The following is a 25901-nucleotide window of genomic DNA, read 5'->3' on the forward strand; positions in this document are numbered from 1 at the left end:
CTCTTATTCTTGTCTATTCAGTGCTTCCCTTAAAAAGTTCACTGAATCTTTCTTCCTTTTTTCAAGTATCTCATTTACTTTTGAGGAATCACAATCCATCTGAATTTTTGAAAGTTGCTCCATACAACTCACCCTATGTTTTTCTAATTCAAATGTCTCAAGTAATGTATCCAGCCTTGAAGACATTTTACCATAACCATCTTCATACGGTCTCTCAAACACAATAAACGGCTTATGGAAAAGTATTGAAAATACTGTGCCGTGAAAAGAATCTGTGAATACGGCCTCACTATAATATAATAGTGAAACAAATTCTGCCGGACCGATTTTTCTTTTTTGATCTTGGGGAAGCTGCGCAATATCGATCAAATCCGCCTTCATTTCTATTGATTTTTGAGTAATATACGCATCATATTCTGCCGTGCGAATCCCAAGAAAATATGCTACAACATATCGTCCTTTTATCCTCAGCTTACTTTGATTAACAATTTTCTTCCAATCTTCTTCATTTAAAAGCATTGTAGGGTCTAATACCACTTTTGGTCTAGCGCATCCCAAGTTTTCAATAATATCAGCTGCCGTTTTCTCTCGAACCGATACATTTTTAAACGATGAAATATACTTTCGATACCTATTCATCTCATTAATGGGCAATTCATCTAAGCCAATACTAGCAGCATAAGCAAATTTTTTTTCGTTTGCTGTAAAAGTAAGAAATTCTCTATCAGAATTGCACTCAAATAACGGATTCCAGATTTGATCACTTCCAGCAATAAAATAATTATAATGTTCGCTGATATTAGAACTCTCTATCGTGTACTTACTCCATTTTATATTTTGATCAAATATTCCCCAACAAACATCTGAATACTTTTTTATAAAACCAGACGCAACAGTCTTTATCCAAAGTTTTATCTTTCCTTTTATATCGTACTTTATTCTAATCGGTATCGTTTCAACATGGGCATCAAGTTTCTTTAAAGTTTCTTGTAATGCATAATTCTGCAATCTATTTCCATAGTTATTACTGATAATCGTTACTATTGCAACGTTTTCTTTTAATTTCTTTTCCATTTTTTCAAAAAACCAAACCTTATAATATTTATCTTATCTTTTATTGAACACTTTTCATTTAGCAAAACACTGCATCCATATTTACGGCAATTTTGCGTTATTGCGCTAGTTATTGCTTGAAACTGTTTTTCTGTAACATTCTCCACCTTCGAAGCACCAGCTTTTTCAATTGAACGACCTGCATAAACAGACTGTAATACCAATTCTTTTTGCGCCAATGGAATTACCGCGTGTAGGTTTGTGTCCTTTAGTAAATTCAATATTTTTGCTCTAGCCAAAACATTAGTTAACTTTTTCCATGAAAAATCACCAGCGGACAAGCTGCCTTCTTGATAAATATAGTTGTATAAAGCTTTCCTAATATACACAATTTTCTTGCAATGTAATAGATACTCAACAACGAACTCCATATCCTCACAATAATATACTTGCTCGTCAAAGCGAATATTATATTTCCTAATTATTCTTAAATCAAACATCTTGTTCCACAAAAAGCCGCCAACTGTACCATCTGTTAAACAGTGTTGAATGGCTTCTATTTGATTCCAAGCCTCAATATCGCCATCAACTGATGCTACTTTATTGGTAGCTCCATTGTCAAACGAACAAACTGATAGTTGGCATTTCATTTCATGCATGAAACGACTCAATGTACTTATCATTGTTTTTTCCATTGTATCATCTGCATCACAAAACACTACATATTTTCCTTTTGCACGATCCAAACCATATTGTCTGGCCGCCGATGGTCCACTGTTTTTTATAGAGTATACTGCCAATCCTGTGATTCTTTTTTGTAAATTTTCACATATTTCTTTTGAGCTATCTGTAGAGCCGTCATTTACCAATATAATTTCTATAGATGTATACTCTTGTTGTTGTAGAGAATCAACCGTTTTCTCTATCGTATTTTCCGCATTATAAACCGGAACAATCACCGATATTAAATCATCCATTTTCTGCCACCTCTTTTCTATTTTCAATTATCAAAAGCGACAATAAGAAATAGAAATAAAAACCAAAAGTAATTTCAATGACTCCAGCAAAAATAAATGCTATTATATAATAAATTACAGGTCTTATGTCATAGCCATTTTTTTTGATTGCAGATTTAATGGATGATATTGTCATCATAATAAACGCAACCGCTCCAATAACGCCAAATTGAACAATTATATGAAGCAAAGCGTTTTGTGCATTTCCTGCAATCACTTTTGCCACAATATTTGAATTGTATCCATATCCAAGCCACATCTTTTGGCTTATTATATTCGGCAAATAAGTATAAATCTTTGCTCTGCTCTCAATAGTTCCAACTTCACCAACATCATGTAAGAATGTGCTTACTGTTTGTGATGAAATTATATCATCAAATTTCAAGATAATTGCTGTTGTAAAAATTATTAGTGCAAATATAATGAACTTGATATGCTTTAATATGAAGTTCTTTTTGCTTACGCAAAAATGCAATATGCTAATGACCAGCAACATAATAACTGCTGTCGAGCATTTCATTATTAATACTGTTATCAGAGAAAAAAGCCAGCAAAGCCCCCATAACAAACGCGTTTTTTTATTTGGGTTTCTCATTCGCTTCAAATCAAACAAGCAGGTCAGAATAATATAAAAATATGATGCATTAAATTTATTTCCAATAAAATACGGATTATACTCTCCAGCGTCAATTCCCACTTGTGTATAAACCGACACCGTTAAAAAGGCAAGCCAAATCAACGAATAAAATGTAAGCCATTTTATTAGTTCTTTTTCCTTTTTTATTGAAACTAGCACATCCGGTATTAAAAAAATATTCAAAACAAATAGTCCAGGTATAATAATATTTAGTATATTATTTACAGATGTATGCGGATAATTAAAATAAGAACTCAGTACTATAACGGCTATATACATCAAATGCCATACATATTTTTTGCATTTAATTATATTTATATTTGTTAATATATAAGCCGTCCCTAAGCAGACCGCTATAGTCCTTGAATTTGCTGCCATTGCAGTTCCCCATATATATATAGGAAACAAAGAATAAAACAATGTACCCACAGCTAAAAATGGAAGTATATTGCTTTTTTTTATTTCAATCTTCATCTTCATGCTTTCCTTTTTTACATAACGGTAATTAACTTGTCCCTCATGTCACTTTATAGTTCATCAAATATAAACATTTTACAAATAACAGAATACATTATTTTTTCTATTTGCCCCATATCGTGTGCAATAAATATATTAATGCTGTTTATACTCGCTCTATTGTCTTCCATTGATTAATCTTTCGTCTTATGCCTTTCATTCTTCTAAACTCGCGAAAGCAAAGTAGCCTGCATAAACACGTCACTTTTTTTAGCTTATTATCTGCCAAAAATCGTTTTCTATCTATGTCTGCTATGTTTTTATATGTTTCTTGGATTTTTTTGTATTTCGAGCTTGACAAATATGACTGATATTCATCTATTTGGGTTTCTCTTCCACCCCTATAATTTTCTGCTAGCAATTGTGTTATGGCATATTGCTTTCCGCTTTTCTCATGAGAAATACTTTTAGGATTATCTCTATATCGGAAGAGGACTTCAGGTACATTTCCAATTTTATACCCAGCCAATGACGTTCTTATAAGAAAATCATAATCTTCGCATGCATCAAAATTCCTATATCCTCCAAGCTCATCAAATACTTTCTTTCGCACTAGCCATGCTGGATGTGCTGAACAACTCTCATATTGAAGAATTTTAGCACATACCTCACTAGTTTTTGCCACTTCAGCTATGCGTAAAACTCTCTCCTCATAAAAGACTTCATAGAAGCATCCTACAAGATCATATTTTTCTTTGTTCATATACTCAATCTGACGAGTTAATCTTTCCGGCAACGATATATCATCAGCGTCCATTCTTGCCACATAACTACCATTGCATAATGATAACGCTTTATTTAAGCTTTCTACTAATCCAATATTGGAATCATTAACTACAACTTTAACTCTATCATCCTTATCTTTGTAGTTATTCAGTAAAGAAATCAACTCTTTATACGTAGGAGCATCTACAACAATTATAAATTCCAAATTTTTATATGTTTGGTTTAAAATTGACTCTATTGCCCTTCGTATCCATTCAATGGGTTCCTTATATGTACTCATTATAACGCTAATTTTATCCACGTATCATTTCTCCTCTTCTATCCCACACCATTTCAAAAAGCTATCAATATCTGAAAATTGAGGTTTAGATTCCTTATAATACATTTTGCATGTTTCTTCTACTGATGTATCTTTCATCAGCATTTCTAATGACTCCGGTATCTTATTTCTATCTGTAAATATCATTTGATACTCTCTTAATACTTTTTCATCTGGTTTTTTATGGAACTTCTCATAATAGGCTATCGCAACACTTTTAGCGGCTTTCAATTCGTCTCCTTTTCTCTTTTTATAAAGCGATTCTATCGTACAAATTTTAAGTGCCGGAACTCCTGCATAAACGCTATTACTATCACAGTCTTTTGTCACAACAGCTCCCGCCCCGATAATTACATTATTTCCTATCGTTACACCTTTCAAGATTATAGCATTTCTCCCAATAAAAATATTAGAACCAAGAGTCGTTTTCTCAACGCTTCCAACTATATCGCCTTCGACGCATGCTAAAACTGACAAACTGTAATCATGTGTCAAAATTGTTGTTCCAGCTGTAATTCTGACATAATCTCCGATTTCAAGCATTCCAGGATTTTGAGTATCAATATGTGTAGATCTCGGATCATAAACTGTGCACCCTTTACCAATTGTTACACCTTGTCTACGCAACCAATTAATATAATTTTCCGAAGAACTTTTTTCTCTATAAATAGCTTTCTTCAATAATTGTTTTAACAGCATGTATTCCATCTCCATTTAAAGAATACACCTGGATTTTTGTCATAGAATTCCAAAGCAAAATGTTGCTACTATACTTCTTTTGCTGGCACGCCTACAAGACAGGCTCCTTTTTTAAGCAGCTTTTAACCACAACAGCTCCTGCACCAATTTCAACATTATTTCCAATGTGGGGTGCCTTCAACGATACTCCATCATTACCAATGCAATTATTTCCGTGTAATTTGCATCCACATCCTACTACAGCATCACTATTAATGATGATTGAGCCATGATGGTAAATAATTGTTCTCGCTCCAAGAGTATTCGGATTAATATAGAATCCAAGTGTGTTTTCTAATTTATTTTTTCTTCTCGAATATATGAACTCCATCACTTTATTGAATACATGAAGTCCCCCCCCCCGCAGATTTTTTGCGATAATATTCTTCATATCTCAGTAATCTCATATACTTGTTAATTACATAGAAATGACTATTAGTTAAAATCATTTTAATATGTGTTTTTTTTGAATAAGAATTATAAAAAGCCACATCCTTTTCTATGATACTTTTCAATTCATTCCTTGTCATTTAATTTTCTCCTCACGAGATCTCGTTCATTTTTTAAGATTCTTTTTCAAGATCTGCCTAATATCATTTAATAGCAATGCTACTCCATAGTGACCTTTCTGCACTGCCACCTGAAAGATTCTTTGCTGTAAAGGCAAAGTATCAACAGGATACCCTTTCCAGCACTCTTGAATCACCTTGGATTTGGCATATGCATCAACAAAAGTCTTTTTTTCTTTGAGTGAAATCGATGAATCAGCAACCTGTCCAACGTACAACCTACAAATATTCATCGATGCCCTCTTTACACGCATAAGACAATCCGGATCATTTTCCTGTTCTGCTATTTCTTTTAAGGCCACTAAGTAGTCTTCATATTTTTTCAATTTGCTTTTCGAAAAACTTCGCATTATAGATGCTTGGTTTTCATTTCGATAGCAATAATCTGTATCACCTGTAAATGTAATTTTCCTAGCAAATTTGTACGCCGAAATGTTAAATATAACATCCTCCGAAATAATATTTTGAAAATTCAAGTGATAATTGTCAATCAATGTCTTTTTATATATTGCGATCCAAACAGACATTGGAAAAGCTTCTGTTTCCTTATCATTGATGCTACGACCATATAAATTTTTCCGTATTTCATCGATTTCGGATCGTTTTGTTACCGTACTACCTGCTAATGGATGTCGTTTTGTTCTTATTACCTTTCCATATCTCCAATCACAATGTCCACTAACAGCAATATCTGCATCATTTTGTTTTGCCGCATTATAAAGCATTTCAAACATACAAGCATTTGTCCAATCATCCGAATCTACAAATCCTATATATTCGCCTTTTGCGGCTGCCATTCCTGTATTTCGTGCAGGACCAAGTCCGCTGTTTTTCTGATGGATCACTTTAATGCGATTATCCTTTGTCGCATATTCTTCTGCAATTTCTCCACATCTATCCGGTGATCCATCATCAACTAAAATAATCTCAATATCGTGTAATGATTGCACTAACAAACTATCGACGCATTTATTTAAAAATTGCTCCACTCCATACATGGGCACAACAATACTAACCTTTGGAATCATCTATCTCTCTCCAGTTTTCTAATCTATCTTCTCTATAATTTTCAGTTCAAACTATCAAACACACTCCATTAGCAAAGTTCTCCACCTAGCATTTTTCCCCAATATGTACTTTTATCGTCTATAACTTTCTGAAAGTTTATCTTCCACGTCAACTTAAACAACATTGTATTTTCTTTAAGCTTTTCCCAATCTTCAGAATTGTAAACTGTCCCCAGTATTATCAAAAGTTCGTCACAATTTTTATTGTTTGGAATAATTTCATTAAATGCCTGATTTACATAAGCATTTTGCTTTCTTGCAAGAACAATCAAGTAATCCAGAAACAAATAATCTATCATATAATCATATTGCTTCCAGTAATCCAAAAGATATTCCCGCAGAATGGCAAAAACCTTCCGGTATTCAGATGTACATCCGAATGAGTAATTTGCAAACTCTCCACAAGAAACAGAAACATGGCGGTAATCCGGGCGCTTAATAGACCATATTGGTGATTTAAAGCACGGCTCCAAATTCCCTGTGCAAAAGAATGTAGAATCCAACCAAACTCCACCATACCGTGCTAAAAGAGAAATTCTCAACAAATCCGAAAGATGAGTTTTGGTGATAATTCCTCTCGCGTATTTTTCTTCAATCCACGCCGGAAAGCTGATAAATTCCTTATAGTTTTCATCGGTAATCATGATGACTTTATGGTTCCCGGCGTGTTTTTGAATAGATGCCACGCATCTTTTTACAATTTCAGGTGCATTTCCCAGTCCTTGCCACCAGCAAATCCATATGCAATCCTTATAGTTCTCATCCTGTTTTGGAATGTCGAGTGTTCCAATGCGTTCGGCCGTCATCTCTGTAAACACCTTTGCAAAATAAGCATTCATAGCCTCATGCTTTTGCATCAGGTGCTTTTTTATCCTAGGATATTCTATATGTCCATTATGAACCATAATCTGAATATCCACCTTACCTCTAAAAGTTGCAAATGCCCCCTTAATTCCCACGACTTTTGCAACCTCTATCGTTGATTCAAACTCTTCTTTTATACGATGTGATATTCTTTTTAGATTCATATGATTAGCCGACATAATCCAATTTATCCTTTCTATTTTTTATCGCATTTTTCAATGCCACCCTCAATTTTCTCGGAATCGCATTATAAACTCTGTGCATAATAATTTGCTTCTTGTATTTTTTACGAAACCATTTTTCCACACCGTCATATCCGAATTTTTTATAGATTTCCATAACAGTCTTCCGACGTTCAGATTTAGCCGATGGATGATCAAGCTGCCCATTTTTCTTTGCAATCTTCATGAACGAGCTTTCATATAAATACATCCTATCTGACAGCTTTTCACACAATTCAGCAGCTTTTTGAGTATTTACCAGAATGCAGGAGATTCCCTTTTTTTCATCAAACTCGCTCTGTTTTAACAACTCAGGGTGCTCTCGTTCAATTCCCCAGAAATCCCCAATCGTCATATCAGATACGCGCTCTTTACGTGCATACGGGCATGCATAACAATTTTCTCTGTAGACATCACCATCTAAGAACAATGTGTTATATGATGTTAGTCTTGCCGGGATATAAGTACTTTTTTCTTTGCCCGATAAATATCTCAGGTCCAGTCTTGCGTTCATTCCCCAGCCACGTTTTTTATCACGGAAAGAATAACCAGTCGGGACTCCACCTCGTTTTTTTCCTTCTATACTGAGATAATCATCAAAAAATTTTAAATTTGGAACACCATGGCATATCACATCAATTGTCCAAAGATTGGCATATTCTTTTTTCAGATATCCATACAGCCCCGCAATTTGACACGGTGTCCCTGAAAAAAGAACCTTTTTCCCTGCATCCAAATTTTGTTTTGCCTTCTTATATGTTTGCTCGACAGCGCTTTGGACATACTTTGATCCTTGAAGTCGCCATAATTGACTTGCATCATCAATCCCAACCAAGTGAGCTATTGGATGCCCTCCTTCAAAGTCAAGTGCAGCACCGTATACTACGCTTTCGTTTTTCAAGAAGTATGCTGCGACCGCAGAAAAGGCACCGCCAGAAGCTGATTTTTCAAGCTGCTGCTGCGTTTTATTTACTGCCGCATAAGCACGAATCGGTTCATGCAATGAAATGCCATTTTGATACGAGCACACTTTTTTGCATGCCCCACATGAAACGCAACGACTCGAATCGACAACTGGATAGGCATATCCCCATTTATCCGGTTTCATTGTAATTGCCCCTTTGGGACATATATTTGCGCACGCACCACAGCCGCAACACGATTTTTTATTTTCAAAAAGTTCTATTCCCATAATTCCATCCAGCCTGTATATTTTTTATCTTAGTTACCTACTGAATCGCTCTTCTAAGAAACTCTTTGCTCTTATTTCTTCGCTCTTCAAATTTTTTTTCTACCGTAATATAGTCTATCTCATTAGCAAGTGTTTTAATAATTTCAGACGCTTTTCCTTCGCAGCGCCTATCCGTCAAACCGAATTCTTCAAGAAGCGATGATACTTTTCGTATTCTGCTCGGATTCGTCAAATAACAAGCGAACTGACGATGATTCAACATAGAGAACACGGCTCCATGAAAAGTTCCGGTTACTACACAAGCAGCGTTTCGGAACATCCAGACCCATTGGAAAGGTGTGAGATTTACGGTTATATCCGAATACCGTTTATCACATTCACCTGCTCCATACACAGCCATTCCATTTTGATGAGCATAGTCAATAAGTCTCTGCTTTTCTGCCTCAGGCAAACCATCACAATAATAAAACAGCATATACGGTTGTGACACGCTCGAAACTATCTCATCTGGAATATGTACAAGAAATGTTGGGTCTGTAACTCGCTCAATTCCTTCGTTGCGAATTTCTTCTGCTAATTGCTCTGTTAGTTGATCTCTTGCGGAAACTGCTTTAAACTGTAAGATTCCCTCTTTTACATATTCTGGAACATTTAATTCATGCGTTTGCCCCACACTTGGTGCATAGGCAACCAATTTCTCGTTATTTAATCCAATGCCGAACTTAACCCTTGCATTGCCCTTGGTTTCTCGATAATTCCACACCTCGTCACTGCCAACTACAACGTAGTCTAGTCCGAGCTTTTCGATATCTTTTGCCTTATAACATATAGGCGTGAGATTCATATATTTCTTTCGAGCTTTTGCAAATGTTATAGGTAGCCTGATTTTCTGTACCCAATCGGCTAACGACTCTTTATTTTTATAAAATCGGAACCATCCACCAGCATTGATGATAAAATGCTTCAGATTTACATAATCTATGATTTGTACTTCATCATTCGGAAACAATTCTGCAATTGCTTCCCGTAATGCCCATGCCTGTAAAAATGCGCCGTAATTATTGATGTATTGATGTGTTAAAATTCCTATTTTCATTCCACTTCTCCAGCCAACTGTAAATACTGCTCCTGCAATTTTTTAGCCTCAATTTCAATGTTGTAGTGATGTTCCGTTATCAACTTTGTGTTATCGTTACGTTCATTCTGCTGTAAGGCATTACATATTTCAGTTGCCCAAATCGAAATTTCTGCTGTAAGCGGGATAAATTTTGCACGATCTGACAAACCAACCTCACGTGTTACAGCAGAAGAAAAAATGCATGGCAAGTCTGCCGCCTGAGCCTCAACGCCAACAACAGGGAGTCCCTCCCATACCGATGGCAGTATAAAGCAGTCAAATGCCTGATACCACTCATTTGCATTGCCTACATTTCCAACAAATGTCACTCGATCTTTTATTCCAAGATTACTTGCTTTTTCTTTCATGGCATCCATCAGCTCACCGTCACCCAGCAGCACAAGATGTGCTAACGAATCCCTTTTGGAAACCTCAGCAAAAACATCCAGTAAGAATGTGTGATTCTTCTGAGACATAAAGCGTCCGACGTGACCAATGATATGTTTATTTTCCAAATGATTGTCATGTCGGATTCTATTTCTTATCGTTGGGTCGAAAACAAACCGGCTCACCTCGATTGCATTTGGAATCAATTCATAATCGTTTCTTTCTACAATCTTTTCTCCGAAATAGCATCTGGCTGCTTCGATTCCGCAAGAAAAGTGCTGATTCATATTGGACGGCAGCAACGCTTTGCAAACAAGTTTGATTGGCAATTTCCAGTCTTTTGTAATGCTTGCGCCATGTGCGTGAAAAATACGCACTGGGATGTGATTAACTTTTGCAGCATGAAGTGCATATACTCCAAGAGCTCCGTTGTGCGCTTCTACAATTTTGTATTCCGGATGCTCTTCAAAAATCTTCTTCATACATTTTAGATACGAAGAATACTTCGCCGGATTCAAGCCAGGTGTATGATAGATGTTGCCGCCCATTTCCTTTATTTCGGCATCATATGCACCAGGTTTTTTCTTATTGCATAAAAAGTCAAATTGTATTTTTGATCTGTCAATATGGCGATAATAATTCATCAGCATTGTTTCGATGCCGGCACGATCCATATTGCTGACAGAATGAAGGATTCTTATCATTTTTCCTCTCCTATATATTCTTTTGCTTGCAATACAGAACTCCGCATTGCCACGTCTACTACACATTTTATCTGCCAACTTAAATTGCGAATTTGTGACGTTAATACTTGAATATGTTATTTCTATAATCTTGGCGTATCAAATTCTTTGCATTCAACTATTCACTAATATAAAAAATCGGGTTTTACCCCTGAATCAATGCGTTTTCTCATAACGCAGGTATCGTTGTTTTTTCTCCGTGTTCCTCGCTCTGTTTCCCATCCTGCGTTCGTATGATATAGTCATAGTCGTTTCCGAATCTTAATGATTACCGAGGTGCTATATCATAATGCAGGGTGTGATACTTAAAAAGGCTGATGATAACATCATCTGCTCTATACGAAAGTAGGTAGTGATACTGAAAAGAGGTATGCTCGTCTCGCAAAGCCTTTGTTTTTAGCGTATTATCGCTATTTTTCCGCCATTTTCACTATGTACATCTCACTACCTGTGTTTGGTTAGAGAAGATTATTAATCATCAATATACGCATAATTATTACCTTCTATATAGTTGCAATGTTTTATCTACTATCTCATTCCAATCATATTTCTTACATATATAATCGGCTGCCTGCTTCTTATAATTGTCAACCAACTTACTATCATCACATAATTTCTGTAATTTATCCTGCAAGTCTTTCACATCTGATTTTTTAAATGCAACCGCTTTATTTCCAACAACTTCTGTACATTCCTTTATATCCGAAGTAAGACAACAGTTACCATAACTCATTGCTTCTAACAGACTAAGCGGCATACCCTCAAGATCACTTGGAAGTACATATACATAGGCATTACTATACAATTCCTGTAATAGCTGTCCCTGAACAAATCCGGTAAATACAATTCTATCATCCTGTCCAGCCATCTGTTTTAACTTGTCCATATATTCATCTGTATCAGAAGATCCACCGGCTATCAGAAGTCTCTTGTCTGTATCTATATTCTTAAATGCCTCTATCAGATAATGCTCACCCTTTTCTGGTACAATCCTGCCCAGATACAATATATAAGAACCTTTTTTCAAACCAAACTTTTTCTCTATTAGATCAGCTTCTATCTTATCTGGTCTGGTAACACCATTGGGTATATATCTTGTCTTTCTTCCATATGTATCTTTAAAATACTTTTTGACTTCACTGCTAAGCACAATAATTTCATCTGCATATTTGACTGCCATTTTCTCTCCAAAATGAATATATTTGGAGCCAAATCCTGCCTTCCATTTTTCTCTCTGCCAGTCTAATCCATGAACCGTTACTATAACCTTTTTTCTAAATATCTTTGGTATAAAACAAAAAGCTGCTGGGCCTTCTGCATGTATATGCACGACATCATATCCTCCAAATGCACTGCAAAGTGCTGCAAAAAATGACGACGATACTGCCGCAAGTCCTTTCTTTTCTATAGTAGGAACAGATTTGATTCTAACATTCTTATATTCTTTTTTCTCTTTTGTATCATACTCAGAACCACTCACATGATGTCCACGTCTGTTATAGCAAGTCACATCATGCCCTGCCATAGCCATACGAGTGCTAAGTTCTTCTACAACTATCTCAACCCCACCTTCTCTTGATGGAATTCTTTTTTGTCCGAACATCGCTATCTTCATCTGTTCTTATTCTCCACATATGTATTTATCTTCCATATTATATCCAATCAGAATCACATCGACCCTTCGCCCTTCAACACAACACCCACTGTCTTGAACAGTATCTTGATATCGTTTACAAGACTCCATTCATCGATATACTTACGGTCTAATCTTACAACCTCATCGAAATCCGTGATATTACTTCTTCCGCTGACTTGCCAGAGTCCTGTGATACCCGGTTTGATCGCCATACGTCCTCTATGATGGGCGGAATACTTCTCCCATTCGTCCTCTGTTGGCGGTCTGGTTCCGATCAGACTCATATCACCCTTTAACACATTGAAGAACTGCGGGAATTCATCGAGTGACCAGTCACGGATCCGGTTTCCGATGCCCTTCTTGATCGTACCATCCGGCAGCTTCTTGCAGCCAATGATTCGCGGATCATATTCCATCTTGAACATCATGCCATCCTTAACCTGATTCTGCTCCATCAGCTCTGCTTTTCGTGCTTCAGCATCCATATACATACTTCGGAATTTATAGATCTTGAACTTCTTGCCATTCTTACCGATACGGTACTGGGAGAAGAAGATCGGTCCCGGTGATGCGATATAGATACATGGTGCAAGAATGATCGTAAGGATACCTGTAAAGATACATCCTACGATTCCGCCTAAGATGTCTATTGCACGCTTCACAAATGCCTGGTAGGTTGTTATATATGTAGTACTAACGGTCAATACATGATGACCAAGCTGTTTATCGAATACATACTGATAATCGGAGAGCTCTGCCGGAACACGGACACGTACATGAACCGTAATCCCCATATCTGCGAGTTGTCCCAGAAGATTTTCAGGGATATGCCTCTCAAATGGTATATTCACATAGACCTCATCTACCCAGCCATGCATGATCTGCTCCAGAACTTCATCTGTATATGCATATATACCAAGCTCCAGATCCGTATATTCTGTATTATAGCTTTCTGCCTCATCCTCAGTTGCATCTAATAATACTATACCTGCAACCCGATACAGATTATAGTATTCTGTATCCATTTCTGCAAGCAACGCATCCAGATATTCTTTGACTGTCACGATCACAATAGATTTCTTTGCCACACGATGTCTTCGTATATATTCCTTCCAGAGAAGTGTGACCACATAACCTATGACCAGATAAATCATGCCAAACAAAGCCATAACCTTTCTGGAATAGGCCGCACCCATTTTCATCATGAACAGAACGAATACTGCCAGAAGTACAACCAGTACAGACTGCTTCACGGATGCGATTGCTTCACGGAAATGTCCACGTTTCAATACGCCTTTATATATATGACATACTATGGTAACCAATAATTGAAATAATGTCAGAAGTACGGCTATTGTCCGATATAACTTACTATGATACGGATTCTCTGTTCCCATCCGTATAAAATACGCCATACAATAAGATGCATGCAGTGCTACCAGATTCAGCACTGTAAAATCCAGATGTTTTAACCAGCCCTGCGGCCCTTTTCTATACATTCTATTCCCTCATTTCCCTCATAAATGTGTTCATCATGTATCTTTATCAGGTCAAATTATATAAATATAGTTGTTAATGGTTTAGAAATTCTTAACGCTTCTTAACCACTAACAACTATAATTCAATTCCTATTAAAAGTCAATTTTCTAAGCTTAAGTTGAATGTAGAAATTTCTGAAAATAATACTGTTATTTTAGGCAATTTTTCCAAAGTATTCGACGCAGTTCTACAACTTATATCCATTCTTCTTTAACAGCTCTCTCGCCGTCTCCGGTGAATCCACGCCCTCTGCATTCTTGATCGGTGCAAATTCATACTCTCTGATAACTTCAAATGGTAAGCAGTCATTCATAAACTGAAGCATATCAAGTGCAAGGGTTTCAAACTTATAACCATTCGGCTCCGTTGGTTTCACCAGTTCCTGATTCTCATTCATATAAGGTATCGCCTTTTTTGCCATATGAAGCGGCATTTTCTGATTCAAAAGCTGTTTTAACTGATTAACCGGGAAGATATAATTTAAGATCACTCCATAATTATAAGCATACTCGCCCATAACCGTTTTCTTATACCGCATCTCATCTGACAATTCATAATATTCTACTATGTAAGGCTTATTGTCTTTCTTACACAGCACGCCTACCCGTTCATATGGATCTGCTTTCTTTACGACTTTTGCCGCCGACTGGTAATCTTCCATCATCATCGAACCAAGGAATACCGGATCTGCAATCTTCTGTAACACATTGTCCACGGCAAATACATTGATGTACCGAATGCCCTCTTTATCAAGCTGTTCTACCAGTCCTGCCCGTTTCATGGATGAGAACCAGCCACCATTTCCATTTGGTGACAGGCAGATCTTTGATGGTGCTTCCATCAATATCTTTCCATTAAAATCAACGGATGGTACAAGCTCCTGTTTGAAGAAATGCAGATACTCCTCCTTATATCCAAAATTCTTATGCTCTACAAAGAAGGATGTCGTTGCTTCGTAGTTCTTATCACTGGTCATGATATAGAGATGGATCCATCGTCCAAGTGTCCTCACAACAGTCAGGATCGTTTTCACCTGACATTCGAATATATAGAGGTCCCTTGTCTGCCCAAGATTATAGGTTCCTTTCGGTCCGTCAAACCCCAGTCTGGTGCCCTGACCTCCGGCAAGCATAACAAGAGCGAGCTGTCCTTTCTGGATCGCCGTTTCACCAAGCACCTTATAGGCAAATTCATATTCCTTGATCGTGTCAAGTGTCAATGCCTCTGTTGGTGTGATCGTTTCTTCCTTACCGGCTGATTCTTTCTCTTTTAATACATCAAATATAGAGAAGTCGATCTCTTCAATCTGGGAAAGCAGGCTCTGCTTCTCTTCATCGTTTAATTCATCATAATAGGCAAGCACATGCTCCTGCCCGTACTTTTTTAGCACTTCTAAAGCGTTTTCATATGTCATATAATTTTCCCTCATTTCACACTATCTATAATTTTTAACTCGTTTCTTCACCGCAACCGTCTCACCAAACACTTTGAATACATCCTTTAACCCGATCCTTCTTCCGCCCTTGCTGTCATCCCGGCTGTAGTTCAGCTCGATCGGAGCTTCGCAGATCTTTCTGCCATCTTTTGCTGCCATGGCAAGGATCTCAATATCAAATGCATATCCTTCTGCCTGCATCCGGCTGACGATCGGTTTGATCACTTCTTTTTTGAATAACTTAATACCGGTCTGTGTATCGTGGGTGTTCAGATGGAACATCATCTTTAACATCAGATAATATCCATAGCTCATGATCTTACGCAGCATCGGATAATGGAGCTTCGACTCCGGATGCAGCTTGGAACCGATCACGATATCGGCATCCTGCTCCTTCATATCCTTTAAGAATCGTTTCAGCAGGATCGGTGGCAGTTCCAGATCGGAATCCAGAAATGCGATGTATCGTCCCTCTGCTGCTGCGATCCCTGTCCGGATGGCATGTCCTTTTCCACCATTCGGCTGATATGAGATTCCTCTGATATGAGTATCCTGCATTTCTGCCCGGCGGATGCACTCTGCGGTGTTATCTGCACTTCCGTCGTCAACTGCTATGATCTCATACCGTTTGACGAAACCGGACAACACCCTGCTGGTTTCAAGCAGATTATCTGTTATATGTGCTCCTTCATTATAGGCGGGCATGACGACAGATAGTGTCACATCCCCTTCCTTATTTGTTTCCATGGTCAACGTTCTCCTGTCTGACAGTCTTATTCTTCTATGTTCGCCTGTTTTACGATACCGTAGACTGCCTCTCTGACGATTTCCGACATGGATACGCCCTTCTGCTTTGCATATCTTGAAAGCAGTTCATGTGTATCTGTGTCGATCCTAAGTCTTAGAATTGTGTCTTTCCGTTTATCGGTCGGTCTTCCCGGACCTCTCTTGATTTCCTCTGCCATCTCCCTGCTCCGTTTCTTTTTATTTAAAGAAAATATTTCTTTACTCCATGTATCGCATATCCTGCAAAATATCCAAGTGACCTCACTGTTCCAAATCCCATCTTCCGGTATACCTGATATGTCATCTTTGCAGAATGTAATTTGGAACCTGATTTACTGTTCTTCACCATCCGGTAAAGCAATAACGGTTCATTGATGCCTGCTGCCTTCCCGTATTTCTTAAGGATTTGCAGCCAGCAGATATAATCCTCGTGAGCATCATCATCCCCCATCGGGAACTCTGCTGCCACCTCCCGCTTCATCACTACGGATGAGCAGTTGATCACATTCCCATACAGTAGCATCTTGTAAGTGATGTTCTCCGGTACCGGTAAGATCCGTCCGGTATGGGTTCCGTCCTCTTCCATCAGTTCTCTGGCAGTTGAGGATAATACCACTCCGGTCTTCTTCATAACAGCAAGCTGCTTTGAGAGCTTTCCCGGCCGCCAGATATCATCGGAATCTAAGAATGCTACATATTCGCCCTCTGCAAGCTGTACGCCCTTATTTCTCGTTGCTGCTACACCAAGATTGGTTTCATTCTTATATAGTCTGACCTGTGGATTGCTTTTATATTCTGCCAGACACTCCGTCAGATCCTCCGGTGAACAGTCGTTGATCACGATGATCTCTGATATCACATCCTGACAAAGTGCGGAATCGATTGCCTGTTTAATTGTTCTGCTGCAATTATATGCCGGAATGATCACGGATACTTCTGGTTTCATTTATTTCTTTTCCTCTACACTATAGAAGGCATCCTCGGCTTCATCATGCGGATGCTTGATGCCTGTTTTCTTTGTCTTGTCTTCGCGGATCGCTGTCGTCTGATTTGCATCAATTCCCTCTGTATTCTCCTTCTGGAATAAGATCTTGAAGGTCAGCAGGATCAGCTTCAGATCCAGCCATAAGGAATACTGCTCATAATATGTCAGGTCAAGCTTCACCTTATCTCTCGGTGTGGTGTTATATTTACCGTAAACCTGTGCATATCCGGTAAGTCCGGCCTTCATCTTCAGACGATAGTCGAATTCCGGGAAAGTCTCCCTATACTGTGCTGCGATCTCCGGACGCTCCGGTCTAGGGCCTACGACTGACATATCGCCCTTTAAGATATTAAAGAGCTGTGGCAGCTCGTCTAAGTGTGTGGCACGGATCACACGGCCAACCGGTGTGATTCTGTCATCATGCTTTCTTGCAAGCTGTGCGCCATGTTCCTCGGAGTCCATCCGCATACTTCTGAATTTCATGATCTTGAATACCCTGCCATTTAAGGTCAGACGATCCTGTTTATAGAATACAGGGCCTCTGTCATAGAGCTTGATCGCAAGTGCGATCAGGATCATAAACGGTGAAAAGATAATGATCATGATCAGGGATACGATGATATCCATCAGACGCTTGAAGATCATATCTTCTCCTGTCAGTCCCTGGTTTCTGGATAATAATAACGGTGTATCAAACAAATGGATCGGTTCTGCTCCTAAGATAATGATATCCGATAACTTCGGTACCACATACGAACGGATCGAATGCTCGAAGCAGTATTTTACCAATTCGTTTCTGATATATGCCTTTGTCTCACAAAGGATAATACCATCGTACTGTAAGATTTTTTCTTTTAATGCTTTCTCACCTTCACTGACATGAATACGGTCAGCAATGATGTATTTGTCTTTTCTGGCATTGATCTTATCAATGAATTCGGTCGGTGTCTTATATCCGTAGACAAGCAGTAAATGTCTTGGAGGATAAAACTTACGGTACATCATCCTACAGACAAATACCCATATAAATATAACTATGATCTCTAAGAATGTAAGCTCGATCATGTTCAGTGCCGGCAGATAATTACGGGCAATGATACACAGCTCGACATAACCTACGATATTTGCACAGACCAATGATAATATCTGTGAAAAGAGAACATCCATCACCCGGAGGAAGCCTACTTTATAACCACCATACAGCTTCGTAAATAGATAAATGATAATCGCATACATACCGATTACCGCCCAGTTACCTTTGTTCCAGAACGGAATCTGGATAGCCTGAGTATTATCTGCATATTCGGTATACCACATTCTCGCAAACAGCAGTACTTCCGCAGCTAACAGAAGCACGCCTTCCGAAAATGTGATAATACGTTTGTAAATGTCTCTCTTTCTCACATGTCTGGTTTCTTCCATATCAATCTCCATCCCACCATGAGAGGTGGTCATCAGGTGGATATGCCACCTGCTTTCTCTTCATTTTTTTCTATTGGTATCGATTATTTTAACAGTTCACGGAGCATCTGGTTTACGGATGCCGGATCTGCCTTGCCCTTCATTGCTTTCATGGTCTGTCCAACCAATGCGCCAAGTGCTTTTTCTTTTCCGCCACGGAAGTCTTCGATTGCTTTTGGATTATTGGCAATAACTTCTTCTACGACCTTGCGGAGTGCACCTTCATCATTTACGGTGGCGAGTCCATGTTCTTTTACATAGCTTTCCGGTTCAATATCATCTGTAAATATCTTCTCAAATACTTCCTTTGCGACATTGCTGTTGATGGCTTTCGCATCTACCATCTGTATCAGCTTTGCAAGGTGCTCTGCGCTAAATGACAACTCATCTGCATCGATGGAATGTTCTTTCATCAGACGCATGGTCTCTCCCATCAGCCAGTTGGATACCTTCTTCGGATTTGCTCCGAGAGCGATCGTCTCCTCGAAAAGGTCTGCCATCTTCTTTGTATTTGTAATGATATCTATATCATAGTCTGGGATATCATACTCTTCTTTATACCGGATCTTTTTCTCATCCCGGAATTCCGGCTGACGGCTTCGGATCTCCTCCATCCACTCGTCACTGATCTGTACCGGTACAAGGTCAGGATCAGGGAAATAACGGTAATCCTGTGCATCCTCTTTGGAACGCATCGGATATGAATATTCCTTGGTATCATCCCATCTTCTGGTCTCCTGTACAACCTTTTCGCCTGCTTCGATCAGATCGATCTGACGTTCTCTCTCATTCTCGATCGCATGGGCGATAGCCTTGAATGAGTTCAGGTTCTTTGTCTCTGTTCTTGTTCCGAATTCTTCTGCTCCGACTTCACGAACAGACAGGTTGACATCGGCACGCATCGAACCTTCATTTAACTTACAGTCTGATGCTCCGAGATACTGGATGATCAGACGTAATTTCTCAAGATAAGCAATTACTTCTTCCGCAGAACGCATATCCGGCTCAGATACGATCTCGATCAGAGGTACACCGGAACGGTTGAAATCGACCAGTGAACTGTCTGTATATGGATCATGTACCAGTTTACCTGCATCCTCTTCCATATGGATCTCATGGATCCTTACGAATTTCTTCTTGCCCTCTACTTCGATCTCTACCTTTCCATTTCTGCAGATTGGGTAGTACAGCTGAGAGATCTGATAGTTCTGTGGGTTATCCGGATAGAAATAATTCTTACGGTCAAATTTACAGTTCTGTGTGATCGTACAGTTGGTTGCAAGACCGACAGCAACTGCTTTTTCTACTACCCCTTTATTCAGTACCGGAAGGGAACCCGGCATACCGGTACAGACCGGACATGTATGTGTATTCGGTGCACCACCAAATGCGGTACTGCAGCCGCAGAATATCTTCGTCTTTGTCGCAAGCTCTACATGAACCTCCAGACCGATCACGGTTTCGTATACTTTACTCATCTTACAGACCCCTTTCTGCTACAGCGGCAGGCTGCTTGTACTCTCTTGTCTGCTCAAATGCATATGCCGCCTGAATGATTGCTTTCTCGTTAAATGCATCTCCTACCATCTGGACACCGATCGGCATGCCGTCTTTGTCGTACCCGCATGGAAGGGAAATACCCGGAAGTCCTGCAAGGTTAACCGGAACGGTGTATACATCGCCCAGATACATCTTGATCGGATCGGATAAGGATTCACCCATGGTCAGTGCCGTTGTCGGAGCAACCGGGCCGAGGATGATATCGTATTTTGCAAATGCTTTATCATATGCCTGTTTGATCAGGGCTTTTACCTTAAGTGCTTTTACATAGTATGCATCATAGTAACCGGATGACAGGGTAAAGGAGCCTAACATGATACGTCTCTTTACTTCTGCGCCGAAGCCTTCGGAACGTGTCTTCTTATACATGTTGTGAAGGTCTGTGTACTCTGCTGTACGATAGCCGTATTTTACGCCGTCGAAACGTTCCAGATTCGAGCTTGCCTCTGCGGATGCAATGATATAATATGCAGGAATTGCATATTCTACCATACCAAGGTCAAATTCTTCCACGATCGCACCTTTTTCTTTTAACACTTCAGCTACATGGTACACAGCATCCTTGATCTCAGGATCCAGTCCTTCTGTGAAATAGTCCTTTGGAAGTCCGATGCGCATACCTTTTACATCGTCCTTTAATGCGCTTGTAAAATCATTATCCGTACGTTCTACAGATGTAGAATCTTTCTTATCATACCGGGAAATGATCTCTAATATCGTTGCACAGTCTGTTACATCCTTTGCAAGTGGTCCGATCTGGTCAAGAGATGAACCATATGCAACCAGACCGTATCTGGATACTCTGCCGTAAGTTGGCTTGATTCCTGTTACACCACAAAATGCTGCCGGCTGACGGATCGATCCACCGGTATCGGAACCGAGTGCACACGGTACTTCTTCTGCTGCAACAGCGGCTGCTGATCCACCGGAAGAACCACCCGGAACTTTATTTGTATCCCATGGATTCTTTGTCTCGCCATAATAAGAAGTCTCGGTTGTACTTCCCATCGCGAACTCATCCATATTTGTCTTGCCTACGATCACGGCTCCTGCTTCCATTAATTTCACAACAGCATCTGATGTATAGGTCGGTACGAAGTTTGATAAGATCTTGGATGCGCAGGTGGTAAGTACACCGTTCTGACACATATTATCCTTGATCGCGATCGGCACACCTGCCAGCGGGCCTGTCAGCTCGCCGCTGTCGATCTTCTTCTGTATTTCTTCTGCCTGTTTGAGTGCACCTTCTTCATCTACGGTGATAAAACAGTTATATTCTTTGTCGTATGTCTTTATATTCTCGATGCAGGCTTTGGTTGCTTCCATAACGGAGACTTCTCCGGCCTTGATCTTCTTTCCAAGCTCTACTGCTGTCATACTCATCATATCCAATGTCCGTTACCTCCTAATCAAATGTTCTTGGCACCTTATAGCAGCCATCTTTCTGCTCCGGTGCATTTGACAGCATATTCTCTCTGTCGTCGCCATTTGTTACTTCATCTTCACGGAATACATTATTATAAGAAAATGTATGGCTCATTGCTTCCACATTCTCAGTGTCCAGTTCGTTTAACTTACTTACATAGTCAAGCATATCTGACATATCTTTCTTTGCCTGCTCCTTCTCCTCATCGGAAAGCTCAAGCTTCGCCAGAATACCTACATAATCGATTGTTTCGTCTGTAATAACCATGGTATGTCTCCTTGTCTGGGTTTTATTAGGCAATTGCAATACTACTCTTTACTATGTTTGGATACTTTTGACCTTACCAATCAGGGGACGCTTTCGCTCGTTTCGGTCTGCAGCGGTACTAAGATGCCGCTTAATGCGCCATCTAAGGACCGGCGACCTCAAATGCCCCTGTATTAGTAAGTCAAAGTATCCAAACAACATTCAGACTATTGTTTTCGCAATTGCCTACTATTATTTATAGTACCACAAAATTAGTTAGAGTGTACCACATAACTCCGTTGTTTGCAAGTCTACATAAAAAGGAAGGCATACTGCCTTCCTTTTTTCTGTCTTTGTAGCCATTCACACCTCATCATATGCAAAGAGGAGTGTGATGAAAACCACACTCCTCTTTGTATTCTTCATAAAGAGTTTTATGCTGGTTGCCAGCCTCGATATCCAGTTAAGATATCTAAATTGGCGTGGAAATCATTAAGTCCCCCACGTGGACTACAACCATATCCTGATTGCACGGCTCGATATCAATTAAGATATCTAATGAAATGGATTTTTTACCCTGCTCCATTTGCAGCCCAACTTTTTACGATGCTCTTTCATCGAGAATATCTCTATTCTTATATTTATTATACTCAAATCATATTATAAAAACAACATTTTTATAGTTATTTTATAACATGCCCTCTAAGGTCTCACGGATTGCCTTGATGAAGTTCTCGCTGTTTAATACAGTTGGATTCTCAAGGGTTGTGATAAGTGCAAGATCCTTTGTCATCTTTCCGGATTCGATCGTTGCGATCGTCGCTTTCTCAAGCTTGTTTGCGAAATCAACCAGAGCGTCGATGCCATCCAGTTCACCACGTTTTCTAAGTGCGCCTGTCCATGCAAAGATTGTTGCAACAGAGTTTGTGGATGTTTCTTCACCCTTTAAGTGCTTGTAGTAGTGTCTCTGAACTGTTCCGTGTGCAGCTTCGTACTCATACTTTCCATCTGGGGAAACCAGTACAGATGTCATCATGGCCAGTGAACCAAATGCAGATGATATCATATCACTCATTACGTCACCATCGTAGTTCTTGCATGCCCAGATGAATCCACCCTCGGATTTCATAACTCTTGCTACAGCATCATCAATCAGTGTATAGAAATATTCAATACCTGCTGCATCGAATTTCTCTTTGTATTCTTTATCAAAGATCTCCTGGAAGATATCTTTGAATGTATGGTCGTATTTCTTTGAAATCGTATCCTTGGTTGCAAACCAGATTGTCTGCTTGATATCCAGCGCATAGTTGAAGCAGCATCTTGCAAAGCTTTCGATTGACTTATTGATGTTGTGCTGTCCCTGGATCACACCCGGTCCGTCGAATTCATGGATCGTCTCTTTGATCACTGTACCATCTGCACCTGTAAATACCAACTCAGCCTTACCAGCACCCGGAACCTTGATCTCTACGTTCTTATATACATCACCATATGCATGTCTTGCGATTGTAATAGGAGCCTTCCAGTTCTTTACACATGGCTCAATGCCCTTTACGATGATCGGTGTACGGAATACAGTTCCGTCGAGGATTGCACGGATCGTTCCATTTGGACTCTTCCACATTTCTTTCAGGTCATACTCTGTCATACGTGCAGCATTTGGTGTGATCGTTGCACATTTAACAGCTACGCCATACTTCTGTGTTGCATATGCGGAATCAAATGTTACCTGATCATTTGTCTCATTTCTATATTCAAGTCCCAGATCGTAATACTCGGATTTCAGATCGATAAATGGATAGATCAGTTCATCCTTGATCATCTTCCAGAGAATCCTGGTCATCTCATCTCCATCCATCTCTACTAAAGGGGTAGTCATTTGAATTTTTTCCATCTTGCTCGTTCCTCCATGTTCTTTTATTATAGTTCTAATTACTTACCTGTTTTTATACACGCCTAGAATTATACATGAAAAATGTTGCTATTTCCAGTTTTTTGAAAGTTTTTTACACATATCCGTAAATTCCGCGCACGGACACTTCCCCGGATATAATGATCGACTCCTGTCCATCTTTATCCTTTACACGAAGTCCTCCATTTGGTGCAAGTCCGAGGGCTGTGTATTCTGTCCGGTTATATCCTTCGATCACATAGACCTGTTCATCCTTGTTCACAAGGATGGAATTATATTCATCCAGCATGAACTGAAGATCCTGACATTTGACAAATGCGTCATACAGCTCTTCAAAATGATTTGCCACACTGGCGACCAGTTTGCTTCTGTCACAGCCGGTTCCGTTTTCCAGCTTGATCGATGTCGCCTTATCTGCCAGTTCTTCCGGAAATTCCATCATGGATACATTGATACCGATACCTACAACTGCATATTTGATATCCATACCTTCCGAACTCATCTCTGTAAGAATGCCACAGATCTTCTTGCCGCCGACTACAACATCATTCGGCCATTTGATCTGTGCCTGTAAGCCCGCTGTATCGGCAAGAGCACGCGCCGTTGCAAGTGCCGAAAGGATCGTAAGTCTGGATACATTCTCGATCGGCACATCCGGACGGAGCAGAAATGTCATGGCTATGCTGGTTCCCTTCGGGGTGCTCCATGCCCTTCCTCTTCTTCCTCGTCCTGCATTCTGTTCGTTTGCAACAAACAACGCTCCGTGTGTTCCATCTGTCTCTCCTGCAAGCTTTGCCCGTATATTTGTGGAATCCGTCTCATCATAATAATACAGTTCTCTTCCGATCACCGATGTCGTGAGTGCTGCCTCTATCTTCTCTTTCGTAACGATATCCGGCTCTCCGACCAGACGATAGCCTTTATTATTTACAGCATCTATAATGTAGCCTTCTGCCTTTAAGGCATTGATGTTTTTCCAGACAGCGGTTCTTGAGACACCTAATTTCTCACAGATCGCCTGACCGGATATATAATCACTGCTTGTCCGAAGCAACGCAAGGATTTTTTCTTTCATGATTTACCTTCTTTCTGTCTCACTTTCCTGATAAATTCCCATCTTCTTTAATAAATGATAATAGATTGCATCGCACTTATCACGTTTTCCGCTGAACGGCAGTACGAATTGCTCTTTTCCTATATCAATCTTCAATATGTAATATGGCAAATGCGGATCCGGAATGACCAGATTCACATTTGTAATCTTCTCATATGGTGTATGATAAGATTTCTTTCCCTTTTCTATGATCAGTTCATCGTCTTCAAAATGATAGGTCAGATCAAATGCCGATTTTCGAAATGATGATTTCACCAGCACCAGTCCGTATACTCCAAGTGCAAGACCAAATGCCAGCTTAAAAATACGACCACCGGTACTGCCATGGGATTTGATCATCAACAGGATAAATGCTGCTCCGATAACAACAAAAAATACACCAACCATCCGGTATGCAATTCTGGTTGCTCTGTTTTTCTTTACGGTATGCTGCATGTGTTTTCCTCGTTCTTTCTGTATATTTTCTGTTCTCTATTATATTTTCTACAGTCATAAAAAGCAAGCCGGAGTAAACATGACATTTTGCACTAAAACCCCCGACAAAAAACATGATTTTTACCAGATTGATTTTTCTTATAAAAAGAAGTAATATCCAGTATGCATTTAGAATATGGAAGTCGTTGCGGGCAGTTT

The 25901-nt window shown here is 39.4% G+C and carries 24 protein-coding genes; all 24 read right to left on the reverse strand.

The window, feature by feature from the left end:
* Nucleotides 1-3: 3 nt before the first annotated feature.
* On the reverse strand, nucleotides 4-1074 hold the full coding sequence (locus tag WKT03_RS05975) for a polysaccharide pyruvyl transferase family protein (RefSeq protein ID WP_340391190.1): 1071 nt from the start codon (nucleotides 1072-1074) through the stop codon (nucleotides 4-6).
* On the reverse strand, nucleotides 1059-2030 hold the full coding sequence (locus WKT03_RS05980; RefSeq protein WP_340391191.1) for a glycosyltransferase family 2 protein: 972 nt from the start codon (nucleotides 2028-2030) through the stop codon (nucleotides 1059-1061). The genes WKT03_RS05975 and WKT03_RS05980 overlap by 16 nt, the downstream gene beginning before the upstream one ends.
* Nucleotides 2023-3180, reverse strand: coding sequence for an O-antigen ligase family protein (locus WKT03_RS05985; RefSeq protein WP_340391192.1), 1158 nt, complete (start codon nucleotides 3178-3180; stop codon nucleotides 2023-2025). The genes WKT03_RS05980 and WKT03_RS05985 overlap by 8 nt, the downstream gene beginning before the upstream one ends.
* Nucleotides 3181-3328: 148 nt before the next feature.
* Nucleotides 3329-4249 carry a glycosyltransferase gene (locus WKT03_RS05990; RefSeq protein ID WP_340391193.1) on the reverse strand — a complete coding sequence of 307 codons (921 nt, stop codon included), beginning with the start codon at nucleotides 4247-4249 and terminating at the stop codon, nucleotides 3329-3331.
* A 3-nt stretch (nucleotides 4250-4252) separates the two neighbouring features.
* Complete coding sequence (locus WKT03_RS05995) at nucleotides 4253-4981, reverse strand: acyltransferase (RefSeq protein WP_340391194.1); 729 nt, start codon at nucleotides 4979-4981, stop codon at nucleotides 4253-4255.
* Nucleotides 4982-5057: 76 nt separating this feature from the next.
* A complete protein-coding gene (locus tag WKT03_RS06000; RefSeq protein WP_340391195.1) occupies nucleotides 5058-5396 on the reverse strand; it encodes a hypothetical protein in 339 nt (112 codons plus the stop codon).
* A 165-nt stretch (nucleotides 5397-5561) separates the two neighbouring features.
* Nucleotides 5562-6602 carry a glycosyltransferase gene (locus WKT03_RS06005; RefSeq protein WP_340391196.1) on the reverse strand — a complete coding sequence of 347 codons (1041 nt, stop codon included), beginning with the start codon at nucleotides 6600-6602 and terminating at the stop codon, nucleotides 5562-5564.
* A gap of 68 nt (nucleotides 6603-6670) precedes the next feature.
* A complete protein-coding gene (locus WKT03_RS06010) occupies nucleotides 6671-7684 on the reverse strand; it encodes a capsular polysaccharide synthesis protein (RefSeq protein ID WP_340391197.1) in 1014 nt (337 codons plus the stop codon).
* On the reverse strand, nucleotides 7674-8918 hold the full coding sequence (locus WKT03_RS06015; protein ID WP_340391199.1) for a Coenzyme F420 hydrogenase/dehydrogenase, beta subunit C-terminal domain: 1245 nt from the start codon (nucleotides 8916-8918) through the stop codon (nucleotides 7674-7676). Before WKT03_RS06015 ends, WKT03_RS06010 begins: the two co-directional genes overlap by 11 nt.
* A 37-nt stretch (nucleotides 8919-8955) precedes the next feature.
* Nucleotides 8956-10014 carry a polysaccharide pyruvyl transferase family protein gene (locus WKT03_RS06020; RefSeq protein ID WP_340391200.1) on the reverse strand — a complete coding sequence of 353 codons (1059 nt, stop codon included), beginning with the start codon at nucleotides 10012-10014 and terminating at the stop codon, nucleotides 8956-8958.
* The gene (locus WKT03_RS06025; RefSeq protein WP_340391201.1) at nucleotides 10011-11204 is read right to left on the reverse strand and encodes a glycosyltransferase family 1 protein; all 1194 of its coding nucleotides are present in this window, start codon (nucleotides 11202-11204) and stop codon (nucleotides 10011-10013) included. The genes WKT03_RS06020 and WKT03_RS06025 overlap by 4 nt, the downstream gene beginning before the upstream one ends.
* Before the next feature lie 457 nt (nucleotides 11205-11661).
* On the reverse strand, nucleotides 11662-12780 hold the full coding sequence (locus WKT03_RS06030; RefSeq protein ID WP_173788963.1) for a glycosyltransferase: 1119 nt from the start codon (nucleotides 12778-12780) through the stop codon (nucleotides 11662-11664).
* Nucleotides 12781-12833: 53 nt separating this feature from the next.
* Complete coding sequence (locus WKT03_RS06035; RefSeq protein ID WP_117823405.1) at nucleotides 12834-14300, reverse strand: sugar transferase; 1467 nt, start codon at nucleotides 14298-14300, stop codon at nucleotides 12834-12836.
* A 227-nt stretch (nucleotides 14301-14527) separates the two neighbouring features.
* Entirely contained in the window at nucleotides 14528-15754 is a 1227-nt protein-coding gene (locus tag WKT03_RS06040; RefSeq protein WP_117823403.1) for a UTP--glucose-1-phosphate uridylyltransferase, read from the reverse strand.
* A 21-nt stretch (nucleotides 15755-15775) separates the two neighbouring features.
* The gene (locus tag WKT03_RS06045; protein ID WP_117808460.1) at nucleotides 15776-16522 is read right to left on the reverse strand and encodes a glycosyltransferase family 2 protein; all 747 of its coding nucleotides are present in this window, start codon (nucleotides 16520-16522) and stop codon (nucleotides 15776-15778) included.
* Nucleotides 16523-16548: 26 nt separating this feature from the next.
* Nucleotides 16549-16740: a hypothetical protein gene (locus tag WKT03_RS06050; RefSeq protein WP_117823399.1), complete on the reverse strand. Its 192-nt coding sequence runs from the start codon at nucleotides 16738-16740 to the stop codon at nucleotides 16549-16551.
* Nucleotides 16741-16763: 23 nt separating this feature from the next.
* Nucleotides 16764-17507 (reverse strand): glycosyltransferase family 2 protein, encoded by a 744-nt coding sequence (locus WKT03_RS06055; RefSeq protein ID WP_340391204.1) that lies wholly within the window; start codon nucleotides 17505-17507, stop codon nucleotides 16764-16766.
* Nucleotides 17508-18968: an exopolysaccharide biosynthesis polyprenyl glycosylphosphotransferase gene (locus WKT03_RS06060; protein ID WP_117785109.1), complete on the reverse strand. Its 1461-nt coding sequence runs from the start codon at nucleotides 18966-18968 to the stop codon at nucleotides 17508-17510.
* A gap of 83 nt (nucleotides 18969-19051) precedes the next feature.
* The gene (gene gatB, locus WKT03_RS06065) at nucleotides 19052-20485 is read right to left on the reverse strand and encodes an Asp-tRNA(Asn)/Glu-tRNA(Gln) amidotransferase subunit GatB (RefSeq protein WP_008401386.1); all 1434 of its coding nucleotides are present in this window, start codon (nucleotides 20483-20485) and stop codon (nucleotides 19052-19054) included.
* Between the two features lies 1 nt (nucleotide 20486).
* Entirely contained in the window at nucleotides 20487-21950 is a 1464-nt protein-coding gene (gene gatA / locus WKT03_RS06070) for an Asp-tRNA(Asn)/Glu-tRNA(Gln) amidotransferase subunit GatA (protein ID WP_445293046.1), read from the reverse strand.
* A gap of 22 nt (nucleotides 21951-21972) precedes the next feature.
* Nucleotides 21973-22260 (reverse strand): Asp-tRNA(Asn)/Glu-tRNA(Gln) amidotransferase subunit GatC, encoded by a 288-nt coding sequence (gene gatC, locus WKT03_RS06075; RefSeq protein ID WP_008401384.1) that lies wholly within the window; start codon nucleotides 22258-22260, stop codon nucleotides 21973-21975.
* Nucleotides 22261-22927: 667 nt separating this feature from the next.
* Entirely contained in the window at nucleotides 22928-24136 is a 1209-nt protein-coding gene (locus WKT03_RS06080; RefSeq protein WP_008401383.1) for an NADP-dependent isocitrate dehydrogenase, read from the reverse strand.
* A 112-nt stretch (nucleotides 24137-24248) separates the two neighbouring features.
* A complete protein-coding gene (locus WKT03_RS06085; RefSeq protein WP_117808465.1) occupies nucleotides 24249-25229 on the reverse strand; it encodes a biotin--[acetyl-CoA-carboxylase] ligase in 981 nt (326 codons plus the stop codon).
* 3 nt (nucleotides 25230-25232) lie between these two features.
* Nucleotides 25233-25703, reverse strand: coding sequence for a hypothetical protein (locus WKT03_RS06090; RefSeq protein ID WP_021944860.1), 471 nt, complete (start codon nucleotides 25701-25703; stop codon nucleotides 25233-25235).
* Nucleotides 25704-25901 lie beyond the last annotated feature (198 nt).

This window comes from Coprococcus sp. HCN-4056 (assembly GCF_037892645.1).
Classification (GTDB): Bacteria; Bacillota; Clostridia; order Lachnospirales; family Lachnospiraceae; genus Coprococcus; species Coprococcus ammoniilyticus.

What these genes read in the sequence shown, in the direction of transcription:
- WKT03_RS05975 (WP_340391190.1), bottom strand. Translation starts at nt 1,074, where the DNA reads ATGGAAAAGAAATTAAAAGAAAACGTTGCAATAGTAACGATTATCAGT.
- WKT03_RS05980 (WP_340391191.1), bottom strand. Translation starts at nt 2,030, where the DNA reads ATGGATGATTTAATATCGGTGATTGTTCCGGTTTATAATGCGGAAAAT.
- WKT03_RS05985 (WP_340391192.1), bottom strand. Translation starts at nt 3,180, where the DNA reads ATGAAGATTGAAATAAAAAAAAGCAATATACTTCCATTTTTAGCTGTG.
- WKT03_RS05995 (WP_340391194.1), bottom strand. Translation starts at nt 4,981, where the DNA reads ATGGAGATGGAATACATGCTGTTAAAACAATTATTGAAGAAAGCTATT.
- WKT03_RS06000 (WP_340391195.1), bottom strand. Translation starts at nt 5,396, where the DNA reads ATGAAGAATATTATCGCAAAAAATCTGCGGGGGGGGGGACTTCATGTA.
- WKT03_RS06005 (WP_340391196.1), bottom strand. Translation starts at nt 6,602, where the DNA reads ATGATTCCAAAGGTTAGTATTGTTGTGCCCATGTATGGAGTGGAGCAA.
- WKT03_RS06010 (WP_340391197.1), bottom strand. Translation starts at nt 7,684, where the DNA reads ATGTCGGCTAATCATATGAATCTAAAAAGAATATCACATCGTATAAAA.
- WKT03_RS06015 (WP_340391199.1), bottom strand. Translation starts at nt 8,918, where the DNA reads ATGGGAATAGAACTTTTTGAAAATAAAAAATCGTGTTGCGGCTGTGGT.
- WKT03_RS06020 (WP_340391200.1), bottom strand. Translation starts at nt 10,014, where the DNA reads ATGAAAATAGGAATTTTAACACATCAATACATCAATAATTACGGCGCA.
- WKT03_RS06030 (WP_173788963.1), bottom strand. Translation starts at nt 12,780, where the DNA reads ATGAAGATAGCGATGTTCGGACAAAAAAGAATTCCATCAAGAGAAGGT.
- WKT03_RS06035 (WP_117823405.1), bottom strand. Translation starts at nt 14,300, where the DNA reads ATGTATAGAAAAGGGCCGCAGGGCTGGTTAAAACATCTGGATTTTACA.
- WKT03_RS06040 (WP_117823403.1), bottom strand. Translation starts at nt 15,754, where the DNA reads ATGACATATGAAAACGCTTTAGAAGTGCTAAAAAAGTACGGGCAGGAG.
- WKT03_RS06045 (WP_117808460.1), bottom strand. Translation starts at nt 16,522, where the DNA reads ATGGAAACAAATAAGGAAGGGGATGTGACACTATCTGTCGTCATGCCC.
- WKT03_RS06050 (WP_117823399.1), bottom strand. Translation starts at nt 16,740, where the DNA reads ATGGCAGAGGAAATCAAGAGAGGTCCGGGAAGACCGACCGATAAACGG.
- WKT03_RS06055 (WP_340391204.1), bottom strand. Translation starts at nt 17,507, where the DNA reads ATGAAACCAGAAGTATCCGTGATCATTCCGGCATATAATTGCAGCAGA.
- WKT03_RS06060 (WP_117785109.1), bottom strand. Translation starts at nt 18,968, where the DNA reads ATGGAAGAAACCAGACATGTGAGAAAGAGAGACATTTACAAACGTATT.
- gatB (WP_008401386.1), bottom strand. Translation starts at nt 20,485, where the DNA reads ATGAGTAAAGTATACGAAACCGTGATCGGTCTGGAGGTTCATGTAGAG.
- gatA (WP_445293046.1), bottom strand. Translation starts at nt 21,950, where the DNA reads ATGAGTATGACAGCAGTAGAGCTTGGAAAGAAGATCAAGGCCGGAGAA.
- gatC (WP_008401384.1), bottom strand. Translation starts at nt 22,260, where the DNA reads ATGGTTATTACAGACGAAACAATCGATTATGTAGGTATTCTGGCGAAG.
- WKT03_RS06080 (WP_008401383.1), bottom strand. Translation starts at nt 24,136, where the DNA reads ATGGAAAAAATTCAAATGACTACCCCTTTAGTAGAGATGGATGGAGAT.
- WKT03_RS06085 (WP_117808465.1), bottom strand. Translation starts at nt 25,229, where the DNA reads ATGAAAGAAAAAATCCTTGCGTTGCTTCGGACAAGCAGTGATTATATA.
- WKT03_RS06090 (WP_021944860.1), bottom strand. Translation starts at nt 25,703, where the DNA reads ATGCAGCATACCGTAAAGAAAAACAGAGCAACCAGAATTGCATACCGG.